This window comes from Variovorax sp. 10L421, assembly GCF_056395365.1.
The window spans coordinates 93,463-107,386 of record NZ_JBFTJJ010000005.1; the positions used below are offsets into that span (position 1 = coordinate 93,463).

General features: G+C 62.6%; 10 protein-coding genes. 9 read left to right on the plus strand and 1 reads right to left on the minus strand.

Going from position 1 to position 13,924, the window contains the following annotated elements; genetic code table 11:
- Positions 1–68: 68 nt before the first annotated feature.
- The 6 genes from AC1DFC_RS10170 to AC1DFC_RS10195 are packed head-to-tail and all read left to right on the plus strand — an operon-like array spanning position 69 to position 10,303.
- Positions 69–2,579, plus strand: coding sequence for a sigma-70 family RNA polymerase sigma factor (locus AC1DFC_RS10170; RefSeq protein WP_478179161.1), 2,511 nt, complete (start codon positions 69–71; stop codon positions 2,577–2,579).
- A complete protein-coding gene (locus AC1DFC_RS10175; protein WP_478179162.1) occupies positions 2,576–4,069 on the plus strand; it encodes an ATP-binding protein in 1,494 nt (497 codons plus the stop codon). Before AC1DFC_RS10170 ends, AC1DFC_RS10175 begins: the two co-directional genes overlap by 4 nt.
- Positions 4,066–6,990: a Z1 domain-containing protein gene (locus tag AC1DFC_RS10180; protein ID WP_478179163.1), complete on the plus strand. Its 2,925-nt coding sequence runs from the start codon at positions 4,066–4,068 to the stop codon at positions 6,988–6,990. The genes AC1DFC_RS10175 and AC1DFC_RS10180 overlap by 4 nt, the downstream gene beginning before the upstream one ends.
- Positions 6,974–7,984, plus strand: a complete 1,011-nt coding sequence (locus tag AC1DFC_RS10185) for a PD-(D/E)XK motif protein (RefSeq protein ID WP_478179164.1) — start codon at positions 6,974–6,976, stop codon at positions 7,982–7,984. Before AC1DFC_RS10180 ends, AC1DFC_RS10185 begins: the two co-directional genes overlap by 17 nt.
- Positions 7,985–7,986: 2 nt before the next feature.
- Positions 7,987–9,756 (plus strand): AIPR family protein, encoded by a 1,770-nt coding sequence (locus tag AC1DFC_RS10190; RefSeq protein WP_478179165.1) that lies wholly within the window; start codon positions 7,987–7,989, stop codon positions 9,754–9,756.
- 58 nt (positions 9,757–9,814) lie between these two features.
- A complete protein-coding gene (locus AC1DFC_RS10195) occupies positions 9,815–10,303 on the plus strand; it encodes a very short patch repair endonuclease (protein WP_478179166.1) in 489 nt (162 codons plus the stop codon).
- A gap of 154 nt (positions 10,304–10,457) precedes the next feature.
- Here the strand turns inward: AC1DFC_RS10195 and AC1DFC_RS10200 are convergent, their stop codons facing one another.
- Positions 10,458–12,011 carry a DNA cytosine methyltransferase gene (locus AC1DFC_RS10200; RefSeq protein ID WP_478179167.1) on the minus strand — a complete coding sequence of 518 codons (1,554 nt, stop codon included), beginning with the start codon at positions 12,009–12,011 and terminating at the stop codon, positions 10,458–10,460.
- Between the two features lie 429 nt (positions 12,012–12,440).
- Here AC1DFC_RS10200 and AC1DFC_RS10205 point away from each other — a divergent pair, with 429 nt between their 5' ends.
- Genes AC1DFC_RS10205 through AC1DFC_RS10215 form a run of 3 tightly spaced genes read left to right on the plus strand, consistent with a single transcriptional unit; the run spans position 12,441 to position 13,919 of the window.
- Entirely contained in the window at positions 12,441–12,653 is a 213-nt protein-coding gene (locus tag AC1DFC_RS10205) for a hypothetical protein (RefSeq protein WP_478179168.1), read from the plus strand.
- Positions 12,650–13,462, plus strand: coding sequence for a TIGR04255 family protein (locus tag AC1DFC_RS10210; protein WP_478179169.1), 813 nt, complete (start codon positions 12,650–12,652; stop codon positions 13,460–13,462). The genes AC1DFC_RS10205 and AC1DFC_RS10210 overlap by 4 nt, the downstream gene beginning before the upstream one ends.
- 1 nt (position 13,463) lies before the next feature.
- Complete coding sequence (locus AC1DFC_RS10215; protein WP_478179170.1) at positions 13,464–13,919, plus strand: hypothetical protein; 456 nt, start codon at positions 13,464–13,466, stop codon at positions 13,917–13,919.
- Positions 13,920–13,924 lie beyond the last annotated feature (5 nt).

Genomic DNA, 13,924 nt, shown 5'->3' on the forward strand with positions numbered 1-13,924 from the left:
GCTCGCGTGTGACAGACAGGGCTGTCCAAGATGTCCCTCCTCTGAGCCGATTCCTCAGGATGGCCGTCGTGGCAGGCGTCGAGGCCGCAGTCCAAATTCACATCGACCGCGGCGACGACCTCAACGCACGAGACGACAAGGGACAAACGCCCCTCATGCTGTCGGCGGCCCGCAATAAATCCGCCATCTGCAAACTCCTTCTTGCCGCCGGCGCCGATGCCGATCTGCTTGATCCTTCGGGGCGGAGTGCTCTTGGCATCGCGCAGGCTGCAGGCGCCCTTGAAGCGGCCTCGACCATTGAGGCGGCGTGTATGCCGCTGAAGGCTTCGCGCGGGGACGATGTCCTTTGTGAGCCTGCGCATGCCTTGCTCGCCGGGCAAGGGGTGCAGGCCGCCAACGATCCGACAGCCGTCCACCTTGTCGATGCCTCCCCCCCGCAGCCCATTGAGCAGCCTGCCTCCGTCCAGGGACTTGCGCCTGCCGCCACGCCCGTCATCGGACGGGCCTTCGGCGAGGATGGCGATGCATTCGATTTGACCGGATGGGAAGCCGAAGAGGACCAGCCACCACCCGAGGGAGACCCTGCGCTTTCGGCTGCAGCCTTTGAACTCCAAGACGTCATCTCCGAACACCAGCCCATCGACGCGTCCGCCGACTGGGAAGACTTTGAGGCTTTTCTGCCTGATCGAGCGACCCCGCTTCCGCGCGCCGACGACGCCGAGGCTCGCGAGCGGCTGCGCCTGGTTTTGCTTCGCGCAATTCGCGAGGGCAGCGTCCCGTATTCGGCGATTGAGGACCTGACACTCGATGATGATGGCGATCCCAACGAGCAGGCGGGGGCGCTCTTGGGCATGGTCATCAACGATCTCGGCGCCGAGCTTGACGAGCGATTCGAGTATTCGACTTCCCACGAGAGCTTTGAGGTGTTCGTCGAGCCCGCGGAGAAACCTGGCGAGGAAGATGCAGTCGCCGAAGCAATGGCGTTCGTTGACGATCTGGCTGGGCACCGCAACGAGCCCTTCCGCATCTATCAACGGGAATTCCAGCGCGAGGCACTCCTCACGGCGGAGGCCGAGGTCGCCCTTGGTCAAGCCATGGAGCACGGCTTGGCGAAGGCCCTCGACGCGCTGGCTTCGTGGCCTTCTGGGATTGGCGCAGTGCTGGACGCAGCTAGGAAGGTGGCGTCGGGCGCGAAGCCGCTGCGCTGGGTGTCCTCCGGCCCACAGGACGAGACTCAAGATCTTGACCCCACTTCAAGCGCGGAGCCCGACGCCGAACCTCAACTACCGACCGAGGCCGCTGGCGAGGACAACGAAGGCCACTCCCAATTTGGCCTTGATGCCAAGGAGTCCGTCGACGAGCTGTCGGAGTTCTGCGCCAACGCGGAGCTGTTGTCGGGCCTCGCCATCGGCGCCAGCCAAGACGCCCCCGAATGGAGCGCTTGCCGAGACGCGCTCGCCTCGCTGGGCCTGACCCGCGGCCTCCTCATGGAGCTGGCCGACTCCGGTTTGGCCGGGGAGCGCGGGCCCGCTCTTGCGTTCGCACAATCGATGAAGGCCTATCGTGGCGCGCGCGACCAGATGGTCGTCGCCAATCTGAAGCTCGTCATTTCCATTGCGAAGAAATATCTCTTCAGCGGCCAACCCTTGAACGACCTGCTGCAGGAGGGGAACATTGGCCTTATCAAGGCGGTGGATCGTTACGATTGGCGCAGGGGCTTCAAGTTTTCGACATATGCCACATGGTGGATACGCCAGCAGGTGGGGCGCCACGTCGCCGACAAGAGCAGGACCATCCGCCTGCCGGTCCATCTCCACGAAAAGACCCAGCGCATCGCGCAAGCCGCTCATGCTTTCGAGCTCCGGCACGGACACGCCCCCACGATCGATGAGATCGCCGCGCTGGTGCAGCTGCCGATTCAAAAGGTTCTGGCGCTTGCCCGCGCAACAATGGAGCCGCTGCCGCTTCATGAGATCGAGGCATTGGATGATCTCATCGCCGCCGACGTCAAGGACCAATTCACGGCCTATGACCCGATGGACATCGTCGACGACATGCAGCGGGTCGGCTGGGCACATCGACTCCTGGGCACACTCAAATTCAAGGATAAAAGCATCATTTGCATGCGCTTTGGCATCGGGATTCGAGATTCGATGACTCTCGAAGAAATCGGTGTGCGGCTCGACGTGACCCGTGAGCGCATCCGCCAAATCGAGGCGGCATCCCTCCGCACGTTGAGGCGCCGGACCGCGCTCGAGCTCGGCGGCGCCCCGTCTTCACGGCGCGACGAGCGCGATGAGGGCTCAGACGACGAAGCGGGCGCCAGCACCGAGTCGCCCGGGCCAGCATCGCAGGAGTCCCCGGGGCCCGATCGACCGAAGGGCTCCGACCCCACGGTTCTCGACAAGCTTCTCGACCAAGCCCGAGCGGCTGGTGTCGCGGTCGTGAACGATCGCGAGGGGGAGCAAAGGATATGGGTCCGCATTACCGATACGCCCGACAACCGTTCCCGCAAGCTCGTTCGAAAGCTGATTGGACTTGGATTCGAGTTCTGGCCAGGGAAAGGCTATTGGCGATGAAATCCAAAACAAGAAGCGCGCCGCCGCGCGCCATGGCGATGCTCGAGTCCCTGCGAGGCTTGGGCTACTCGACCGGCGCGGCCCTGGCCGACATTGTCGACAACAGCATCTCGGCCGGTGCCAGGGAAGTCCGCATCGACTTCGCTTGGCACGGACCGGCGAGCCGTATCACTGTCCTCGACGACGGGCGCGGCATGGACGACGCCGAGCTCGAGAGCGCCATGCGCCTGGGCGACAAGAACCCACTGGACGTTCGCGCGTCCCATGACCTCGGGCGCTTCGGCATGGGCCTGAAAACAGCGTCCTTCTCGCAGTGCCGCCGCCTCACCGTCGCTACCGTCAAGAAAGGCGCCGCAAGCTGCCTGCGGTGGGACCTCGACGAGCTTGCTGCAGATCCCGACGGCGGGTGGCTCTTGTTCGAAGGCCCTGCGCAAGGATCAAAGCCATTCATCACCGGCTTGAAGGGCAAGAAAGCGGGCACTGTCGTGCTCTGGGAGACGATGGACCGCGTGGTCACCGCCGGCTACACCTCCGACGACTTCCACGATCTCATCGACACCGTCGAGTCGCATTTGGCGATGGTCTTCCATCGCCTCCTCCAAGGGCCGCGCGCCAAGCTGAAATTGCTCCTGAACGGTCGGGCAGTCGCGCCATGGGACCCCTTCATGATCGGCCACCCCGCGAAGCCATGGACATCGCCGCCAACCAACCACCCGACTGACTACGGAACCGTCACGGTGCAGGCCCACGTGCTGCCCCATCGCGACAAATTAACCGCTGCCGAGTTCGACGACAACGCAGGCCCGGCCGGGTGGACCGCGCAGCAAGGGTTTTACGTCTACCGCAACGAGCGCCTCTTGGTCGCAGGCGGCTGGCTTGGCCTTGGCAATTCTCGCGCGTGGAACCGCGAAGAGGCGCACCGCCTCGCCCGCATTCGCCTGGACATCCCGAACACTGCCGACGCCGACTGGAAGATCGACGTTCGCAAATCCACAGCCCGCCCGCCCGTGTCGCTTCGGCCTTGGCTCACCCTCTTGGCCGAGAACACTCGCGAGCGCGCTCGGCGCGTGTTTGCCTATCGGGGCACGCCAGCGCCCGCGAAAGGCAACATCCCCATTGAACAGGCGTGGCGTGTCGAGCGCGTCAAGGCGGGCATGCGATATCGGATTGAAGAAACCCACCCGTCTGTCGCTGCCGTCCTGGAAAGCGCGGGAACACTTGCGCCATTGATCAAGTCGATGCTTCGGGTGATCGAAGAGACCGTGCCCGTGCAGCGCATCTGGCTGGACACGGCCGAAAACAAGGAGACGCCGCGGACGGGCTTCGAGGGCGAACCCAACGCGGCAGTGATCGAGGTCGCGCGCGTGCTCTTCGATGACCTCATCGAACGCAAGGGCCTCAGCGTCGAGGAGGCGCGCAAGTCGATGTCGCGCACAGAACCGTTCCAAAAATATCCAGCGCTCGTCGCAAAACTAGGGGGTAAGAAATGACCGCAGCAGAAGAGGCCGCAGCGCAGGTGCAGTTGCTTGAAGATGTCATAGCCACCGCGCAGCGTCTGGTGAAGGCGGAGAAAGACTCGTCAAAGATCACGCCAGCCTACATCGCTGAGAAGGTGAAGCTGGCCGCCGCGATGTTCGCCAGCGATCCACCGGCCCCTTTGGACGAGGCCAAGGCGGTCGCCACGCTGATCCAGCGGTTCAGCCACCGGATGGGCAAGGCCACCACCCTCAAGGACAACACCGGGCATTTCGATTGGCTCAACGCCGCCCGCAAGAAGGACTGGCACTACTGGCGCCGCTACCGCGACTATCAGGAATCGAAATTGTCGGACGTGGTCGTCGATGGCCTCGACGAGGCGACGGACGACATCCTCGGGCTCCTCGAAGACCCCTTGCGGACGGACTCCTGGGACCGCCGTGGGCTCGTCGTCGGCCATGTGCAGTCGGGCAAAACCAGCAACTACACGGGCTTGATCAACAAGGCCGCCGACGCAGGCTACAAGATCATCATCGTGCTGGCAGGCATGCACAACAACCTGCGCTCGCAGACCCAGATGCGCCTTGAGGAGGGGTTCCTGGGTTACGAGACGACGGCGGACCGCGACCCGGGCGCGCCCATCGGCGTGGCCGCGTTCGGCGAAGACCTGAAAACCAACTCGGCGACGACGCGGGCGGAAAACGGCGATTTCAGCAAGGCCATCGCAAAGCACTTCCACGGCATCTCGCCAGAGGAGCGACCCTGGGTCTTCGTGGTGAAGAAGCAAAAGACCGTGCTCACCGAGTTGCTGAAATGGATTCAGACGCGCGTCGCTGACACACCTAGCCCGTTGCTGCCAAAAGCGCCAGATTGGAAGCTTGTGACCAAGCTGCCGCTCCTGATGATCGATGACGAAGCGGACAACGCCTCTGTAGATACCGGGGAGCAACCCTTCAACGAGGACGGAACGCCGGACGAGGAGCACTCGCCCAAGACCATCAACAGCCTGATTCGTCGGTTGCTGCACTCCTTCTCTCGGAAGGCCTATGTTGGCTACACGGCCACGCCTTTCGCCAACATTTACATCCATCACAAGGGCGCCACAACCTTGGAAGGCCCCGACCTCTTTCCGAAGGCCTTCATCATCAACCTGGCCGCTCCGTCGAACTATGTCGGCCCCGCCCGCATGTTCGGCAAGTTGACGAAGGACGGCCGTGTGGGAGCTCTCCCGCTGTCCCGCAGCATCCAGGACCACTACGATCCCGAGGCCGATCTTGGATGGATGCCGCCCAAGCACAAGAAGACGCACGTCCCGGTCCACAACGGGCAAGAGACCATTCCGCTGTCGCTTCGCAACGCCATCCATTCATTCGTGCTTGTCTGCGCGGCGCGCGAACTGCGGGGCCAAGGTCTCGAACACAGCTCCATGCTGATTCACGTCACCCGCTATGTGGCGGTGCAGGACCATGTGCGCGAGCAAGTCGAGGAGACCGTGCGCCGCATGCGCCAGAAGATCACCCGAGGCAGCGACGCCGATGAGTTGCTCACGCAAATGCGCAAGCTCTGGGACGAGGACTTCATCCCGACGCGCGACAAGGTCGCCGAGCTCTCGCCCGGGGAAGAGCGGCCTCCTGAGCTGCCTTCCTGGGTCGAGGTGGTTGCGAAGCTGCCGGACGTTCTCGACGATATCGTCGTTCGCTCGATCAATGGCACGGCCAAGGACGCTCTGGACTACGCCACGCCTGGCGCCGCGCTCAAGGTCATCGCCATCGGCGGCGACAAGCTCGCACGGGGCCTGACCCTTGAAGGCCTCTGCGTGAGCTACTTCGTCCGCACGACGAAGATGTATGACACGCTGATGCAGATGGGCCGCTGGTTTGGCTACCGGCCCGGATATTTGGACCTCTGCCGTCTCTATACGTCGCCGGACTTGGTGAAGTGGTTCGGCCACATCGCCGACGCCTCCGAGGAGCTGCGCGAAGAGTTCGACTTCATGGCGAAGGCCAAGCTCACGCCAGAGCTGTATGGCCTCAAGGTCATGTCGCACGAGATCCTCACGGTCACGTCGCCATTGAAGATGCGCAACGCCCAGACGCTGTCGCTGACCTACAGTGGCACTCGGCCCCAGACCATCCTCTTTCACAGAGACGACAAAGTTCAACAGGCAAACCTCGATGCGACCGATGCGTTGATCGGCTCCCTCGGGACGAAGTTCGTGGAGGGGCCGAAGTATCCACGCGACGGTGACGCCGACTCTTGGCCTGGCGCTCGCCTGTGGCAAGACGTGGAAGCACCGAAGGTGCTCGCATTCCTGGGCGCCTATGCGACCCACCCAAATGCCACCAGCGCCAAGGCGGCGGTCCTCACGGACTTCATCACGAAGATGCTCGACATCGGCAAGTTGAAGCAGTGGAGCGTGGCGCTTTTGACCGGAGGTGAAGGCATCGGCGAAACGCACGTTTTCCCCGGTGACTTCAAAGTCAGCTCTTTCCAAACGCGCAAGACCGACGACCCTGACCCGCCAGCGGCCAGGGATGCGTCCATGTTCGCCATTGGAGTGCTCACTGACCCCAAGGACGAAGGCATCGACCTCGACGACGACGTTTGGCGCGACGCCCTCGCTCGCACCCGCGCGGCGTGGAAGCCCGAGCCGGCGCGAGGCCGGGTCAACATGCCAAACAGCCCCAGCGGCAAGGGCATCCGCGAGGCGCGCGACAGGCTTGGGGGCGAGGCTGATCGCGGGCTGCTGCTGGTTTACTCCCTTGCCCCCTACTACAAGGGTAAGGAGAAGTTCTCTAAAAACCTGATCGTGCCTGGCTGGGACAAGCCCATCATGGCATTCGCCATCGCCTTCCCGTCAAGCGAGAACGGCATCCGTGTTGAATACGAAGTGAACCTTCTCTATTGGATGCAGGAATATGGCCCGTCCGAGTAACGAATTTCTCTTGGCGTGGTCGTCGCTCACCAGCGCCGACACCGAGCCAGGATGGCAAGCCATCTCGCTACCCTCCGCTGGCCCGCTTCAGTTGATGGCCGGACGGCGCTCGCCTGACAACGCCGAAGCGGTCCTGGTCGGCTTTCCCACCGCACAGCTGGCTGCTGCCGACAAGCTCCCCGAGGGCCAAGGCTTCGCGGTCGAGCGCGCAGACCCCGAAGGCAACGGCAGGCTGTGGCTCGCCTTGACCCGAAAGTCGGCTGGCAGCGCGGAACTCTTCGCCGCCATGGCGTGCGATGTCGTCGGAGCTCTTGATGACGCTGTGGCAGCCGGCGCCGATGAAGCCAAGCTCATGCGGGTGTTCATCGGGCGGGTGGGGGCCTGGCAGGAGTTCATGCGCAAGGGAACGCAGGTCCTCAGCCCCGAGGCCGAGATCGGCTTGATTGGCGAGCTCATGCTGCTGCGGGCCATTATTGATGCGGGCGTCCCTCCAGCGCTCGCCATCGAATCATGGGTGGGACCGCTCGACGGCATCCAAGACTTTGAGCTCGGCACAGGCGCCTTGGAGGTCAAGGCCACGCTGTCGGCTGCTGGATTTCCCGCCAAGATCGGCTCACTCGAGCAACTCGACGACTCGACGCGCCAGCCGCTGTTTGTGGCCGGCGCCCGCCTGCGGCAAACCGAAAGCGGACAGAACCTGCCAGGGATCGTCGAAGCGATGCGTGTGGCGATCAAGGGCGACGGCGAGGCTGAGAGGCTGTTGGCCGAGCGTCTGCTGGCCGCGGGCTACATCGATTCGCACTCCGACCGCTACCCAAGGAAGTTTGAGCAGGCTGGAACGCGCGTCGTCGAGGTCGCTGGCAACTTCCCTCGAATGACATCGGGCACGGTGCCAGCGGGCATCATGAGGGCCATGTATGAAATCGACCTCGACAAGGCGCCCGGCGACAACGTCGGCGCCGCGGGCGCGTTAAAAAAAATGGGAGCCATCTAAGAATGAATTTGCCTGAATTCCTGCGCGAGACGCAGGCTGCCGTCCGCTCGCAGATGCGAGACGGCGCGCTCTATGAAGAGCTGGTGTTCTCCGGCATCGTGATGGACCACATGTCGGACATCGGCATGACCTTCGAGCCCGTCGAGTGCCACTTCGAGGGCAAGGTCGGCAACGCGAACCTGCGCCTGAGTGGCTATTCGCTATCGGAGGAAAACGACCAGCTCGACTTGTTCGTGAGCCTCTACGCCAATGTCGATGTTCCCACGCCGGTCCCGGACTCCGAGACCAAGACCGCCGTCGAGCAGTGCCTGCGCTTTCTGTCGCTGTGCGCCGAGGGCAAGATGGCGCCCAAGCTGGACCCGTCAAGCGACGTGCGCTCGCTGGCCGAGACGCTGCAGGCGATCTACGACGACCTGGAGCAGGTTCGGGTCTACGTCATCACCGACCGCGTCGCCAAGTCCAAGAGCTTCAAGACCCGCGACATCGGCGGCAAGGCTGTGCGCCTGGAGGTCATGGACATCGAGCGGCTTCACCGGCATTGGTCCGAGGGCAAGCCGCGCGACGAGCTGGTGGTCGATTTCGCCGAGGTGTCCGGCGCGCCCCTGCCCTGCGTCTTCGTGCCGGGCGAAAACGACGACTACGACTATGCCCTGACGGCGATCCCGGCCGAGGCGCTCCGGCTGCTCTACGAGAAGTTCGGCGCGCGCCTGCTGGAGGCCAACGTCCGCTCTTTCCTGAGCGTCAAGGGCAAGGGCGTCAACGCCGGCATCCAAAACACGCTGCGCTCGGCTCCCGAGCGCTTCATGGCCTACAACAACGGCATCGTGATCGTGGCTGACGAGATGCGCCTGGGCAAGCCTGGCGACGGTTCGGCCGGTATTGCCTGGCTCAAAGGCCTGCAAATCGTCAACGGTGGGCAGACCACCGCCTCGATCTACTTCGCCAAGAAGAAGTATCCCGACACGGACCTGAGCCGCGTGCGCGTTCCCGCCAAGATCATCGTGATGCGCGCCCAGGATTCGGCCAAGGAAGAGGCTCTCGTCTCGGACATTTCCCGCTTCGCCAACAGTCAGAACGCCGTGCGGCAATCGGACCTGTCGGCCAACAAGCCCTTCCACGTCGAGATCGAGAAGCTCTCGCGTTCGGTCTATTGCCCCGATGGCGTTGGCCAATGGTTCTACGAGCGCGCCTCGGGCAGCTACAACACGCTGCTCGCTCGCGAGGGAACCACGGTCGCCAAGCTCAAGGCCTTGAAGGATGCCATCCCCACCGCGCGCCGCGTCACCAAGACAGATCTGGCCAAATACATCACCGCCTGGGACAGGAAGCCCGACATCGTGAGCCTCGGCTCGCAGAAAAACTTCGACAAGTTCATGGCGGGCCTCACGCCGACCGATGGACAAGAGGCGCCGCTGCCCACCGTCGCCGACTTCAAGGCCATGATCGCCAAGGCCAAGATTTACCGCGACGCGCAGAAGCTCTTGCGGCCGATGTTCCAAGCCTTCCAAGCCAACGTCACAGCCTACACGGTCTCACTGGTGGCCGAGAAGCTCGGCGACCGAATCGACCTCGACAAGATTTGGGCAAAGCAGGCGGCATCGCCGGAGCTGCTCGCGCAGATCGCCGTTTGGGCCAAAGAGGTCAACGACGTGCTGCACTCCTCGTCCGGCGGCAAGATGGTCTCCGAATGGGCCAAGCGGCCGGAGTGCAAAGAAGCCGTGATGGGCGCGAGCTACTCGGCCCCGGCGACCAACATCCCGGAAGTGATGTAGGCCGGCCGGCGCGGTCGTCGAACCTCCATGCGGCGCGCGACATCAACAGGACGAGCCCATGGTTGATGTCGTGTCGCCCGCCGACCGCAGCCGGATGATGGCCGGCATCAAGGGCAAGAACTCGCAGCCCGAGCTTCTTGTCCGCCGGCTGCTCTTCACGTCGGGCTACCGATTCCGGCTGCATCGGCGCGACTTGCCGGGCACGCCCGACATCGTCATGCCAGGCCGCAAGGTCGCCATCTTTGTCCACGGCTGCTTCTGGCACCTCCACCAGGGATGTCGATACGCCAAGATGCCAGCCACGCGCGCCGACTTCTGGAAGGCGAAGCTCGAAGCCAATGTCGAGCGCGACCGCAGCGCAGTCGAGAAGCTCCAAGCATCGGGCTGGCGCGTGCTGTGCGTCTGGGAATGCTCGACGCGCGACGCCCAGGCCGCTGCCAGCCTCCAAGACGCCTTGCGCCAATGGATCGAGAGCGACGCGCAGCTCGGCGAAATCAGCGGCCATCGCGAAGCTGAGCCATGGTCGAATCAGCTGCCCAAGCCCTGAGAGAACCGGCCGAGTCCCATCGGTTGGACCTTCTCAAACAACTCCCCCTCAGACCGCCTGGATCGGTTTGTTCTGCTCTTCGAAGTGGTTCGCGCGATCGACTACTGGGGGATACATGCCCACGCCGCAGGCACGGATAGGGGATGACCCCCATTCACCCGCGCGGCGACGACATGAACTTGAAAATGATCTTGGCGATCTTCTTGGCCAGCAGGGGTGGAACCGCGTTGCCGATCTGGCCATATTGCTCGGTGCGGTTTCCCTCAAAGAAGTAGTTGTCGGGGAAGGTCTGCAAACGGGCGGCCTCGCGCACTGTCAGGCTGCGACACTGCGCCGGGTCCGGGTGGATGTAGTAGTGCCCATCCTTCTTGATGTGGGCCACCACTGTGGATGATGGCGCGTTGCCCATCTGCACGCGGAAGCGGTCCACGAAGGGAACCGTCTCAGCGTCCACGTTCACATGGTCAGGCAGGAGCTTGGGCGGGAAGTTGCGCAGGTTCGGCGGATATTTCTGTGATGCTGCAAAGCATGCCGCGAACATGTATCGATGCAGGTCCGATCGCATGTGACTGCGCGTCTCGTGTTGGAGAACGCCGCCGAGCTTGGGATCCAGATACCAAGAGCGCAGGTCTTTGGGCATGGCCTCACCGGGAGCGACGGGCATCTCAATGAATCTACCGCCGGATGCCACGTTCTTCTCGGCCTTTTTCATGAACTTGGCCATCAAAGTCTCGATCTCGGCTCGCAGCGGAACGCGCCAGCCTTTGAGCGAGAGCGGCGCGGCGCGCAACGCCTTCATCCACGCCTCTTGAGAGTCCGGTTCTTTCGAGAGTCTGCTGCGAAGCGGCGGCAGGCCTGCGAGTGCCGCGCTCAAGCCCACCTTGGGAAGGAACTTCCTGAGCAAAAAGCTGTTCGGGTTTTGACTCAGCGCCGTCGTCGCCTTGGCGATGTCCGACCGGATGCCAAAGAGGATCACCCGATGGCGGCTTTGGGGCACGCCATGGTCATCGGCTTCGATCACGTAGTCGTTGGGCTCGAGTTCGTCCTTGTTCACCACCAAAGAACGAATCTCATAACGCAAATCTTCTCGTGGCTTTTTGAGGTCGGCCAGGATGCGCTCGAAGATGTGTTTGCCACCGTTCGTAGAGTTGAGCATCCCCTTGACGTTCTCCATGACGAAGACTGCAGGGGCGAATTCCTGAATGATCCGCAGGTATTCGGTGTAGAGGAAGTGTTTGGAGTCGGCTTCGAACTTCTCAGGGTCCTTGCCACGCAACCGGGACCGACCGGCCAGCGAGTAGGCTTGGCATGGCGGGCCTCCAATGAGCACCCAATCGGTCTCATCGCCAAGAGCCTCCCGAATCCAAGCGTCGATATCCTCGTGCGGGGTCAGCCCGAGCTCCGCGCACTTGGCTTCCTTGGCCGCGTGCTCGGCAGCATCCTTGATCTCGGGGTGAGCGAGGAACTGCTCGCGTGTGATCTTCCCGCGCACGTATTCGTAGTAGCAGTCGGGAACCTTGCCCTTGGGAAACTTGCGGAAAATCGCGCGAAGCAGCAAGGTCCGGTGGGCGATGGGGTCCTTCTCCACGGAGACTTTGACGGCGAAGCGCCGCGCGCCGGTGTCGTCGAAGATGGACGAAAAACCTTCACAAAGCCCTCCCGGCCCGGCGAACAAGTCGATCACCGGAATCTCACTGCGCCGCGACATCAGTTCTTTTTCTCGTGCTCAATTCGTGGAGTCATCGGAACGCCCGATGAAGCGCCAAACGAGGTCCATAGCGACACGTCGGACACAATCTTGGTAACCTTACATCTTAGCCGGTTCACTCGGGACTCGATTCGTGGCAGCCCCCGAAGCGGACGGTTGCCCCGTCACCGCCGCAAGGTTATTTCCGGGCCTGCTCATGCTTGTCGAGTCACTCCCGATGGGACGCTCTGGCGAAACATCTGGCGTTCGAGTCCGAGCACATATTCCGCTATTGTCTCGGCTCTCGATTTCCATCCATAGGTGACATCCAAGTCTCGCCCACGTGATGCCGTTGCGGATCCAGCGGCCAATAGGAGCGCTTGACGCGGGGCCGGGCGCGCTGTAACGTATTTGCACAGGCAAATACGTTACAGCACAAGAAGGTACCAAATGCGGTTCGATGACGGGAAGACGGAAGCGCTGAACCTGCGGGTCTCTCCGTCGTTCAAGGCCGCATTGAAGCAGCTCGCGGAAACCGAAAACAGGAGCATGGTGAACATGCTGGAGGTGTTGGTCATGGACCGGGTTGCTTCGTCCGAAGTCCGGGGCATCGATAGCGAGCCGTCTTATCAGCATGGCAAGACGCCAAAGGAGCAAGCGTGAGCACCAGTGTCGAGAACGCTCCTTTGCTGGAGTTGATCGCGGAGCTTCGATGGAGGCCGATCGGCCTGCCGCACGACGTTGAACCTGCCACGAGGCCTGCGATCATCCCCGCACAGGTCAAGGGGCTTGATGAGTTCTTCATGCGGTTCGGGAGGGAAGTCCATGAGGCGGGTTATTCAAAGGGCGAGCGGCTGGCCCCCGAGCAGGTTCCGATGCTGGCGCACCAACCAATCTACAGATTCAACTCACGGAGTGAGGGCGGGACGAAGTCTCTTTACCAAGTGGGCCCCGGGCTGTTCTCCGCGAACGCTGTGCCCCCCTATGAGTCATGGTCCAGTTTCGGGCCGCTCGTTCAATCAGGGGTGAAGGCGCTTTTGAAGTCGAGGGACGTGGCCGAGCGAGACGCGCAGTTTCTCGGCGCGACACTCCGCTACTTGGACGCATTCGGGCCTCTCCTGACCGAAGGTCGCGACAGCGCGACGTTTGTGCGCGAGGTTCTCGGCATCCAGATCGCACTTCCGTCAGCGCTAACACAACATCTCCAGCCAGGAGCGGCGTGGAAACCGTTCTTGCAGTTCCATATCCCGGTGCGATCTAACGTGCTTTTAGCCGTTGCTATCGGCGACGGGAGAGCCAACGACACCCCTGCGCTTCTTATGGAAACCGCCGTCAGCTTTGCATTCCCCATTGCGCCGGAAGCCGATGCGGTGATGGCCGCCTTCAACGAGGCTCACGAACTAATCGCCTCGTCATTCAAGAAGCTCATGGCACCAATCGCCCACCTGATGCCCGAAAAAAAGAAGGCCTGACATGCTCACAATCAGCAAGATCGAGTCGCCCATGCGCTCCATTAGGGGCTCGAGCGTCGCTGCGGACCGCGGGCCGGGACTGAGCCGTGCTGAGTTCCTCAACGAAATGGATCCATCCGAGCGTCAGCATTGGGCGAAGCGTCAGGAGGCCACGAGCAAATGGCTTGCGCGCGTCCTGGATAGGAGCTTGGCGCCGACCTCCTCGGAACTCACGAAGACCGTCAAGGCCGTCTTCGGCGCGCTCTCGCAGTTCGGTCTCGAAGCGATCAATCTCCGTCACTTGCCCGAGCCCGAGCATGTGAACGGTGTGCACCTCGCAGTGGTGCTGCGCTCTACAGCTGACGAACTGGAAGATACCCAAGCTTGGAGAGACGCTCTTGCCTTGGCCGAACGCGCTCTGGTGCGTGATGGCATGGACCCGCAGGATGCTCTGCTTGGCATGATTCCCCGCAAGTAAGCACG

Coding starts and splice junctions, on each gene's coding strand:
- AC1DFC_RS10175 (WP_478179162.1), top strand. CDS start 2,576: ATGAAATCCAAAACAAGAAGCGCGCCGCCGCGCGCCATGGCGATGCTC.
- AC1DFC_RS10190 (WP_478179165.1), top strand. CDS start 7,987: ATGAATTTGCCTGAATTCCTGCGCGAGACGCAGGCTGCCGTCCGCTCG.
- AC1DFC_RS10215 (WP_478179170.1), top strand. CDS start 13,464: ATGCTCACAATCAGCAAGATCGAGTCGCCCATGCGCTCCATTAGGGGC.
- AC1DFC_RS10200 (WP_478179167.1), bottom strand. CDS start 12,011: ATGTCGCGGCGCAGTGAGATTCCGGTGATCGACTTGTTCGCCGGGCCG.
- AC1DFC_RS10180 (WP_478179163.1), top strand. CDS start 4,066: ATGACCGCAGCAGAAGAGGCCGCAGCGCAGGTGCAGTTGCTTGAAGAT.
- AC1DFC_RS10195 (WP_478179166.1), top strand. CDS start 9,815: ATGGTTGATGTCGTGTCGCCCGCCGACCGCAGCCGGATGATGGCCGGC.
- AC1DFC_RS10205 (WP_478179168.1), top strand. CDS start 12,441: ATGCGGTTCGATGACGGGAAGACGGAAGCGCTGAACCTGCGGGTCTCT.
- AC1DFC_RS10185 (WP_478179164.1), top strand. CDS start 6,974: ATGGCCCGTCCGAGTAACGAATTTCTCTTGGCGTGGTCGTCGCTCACC.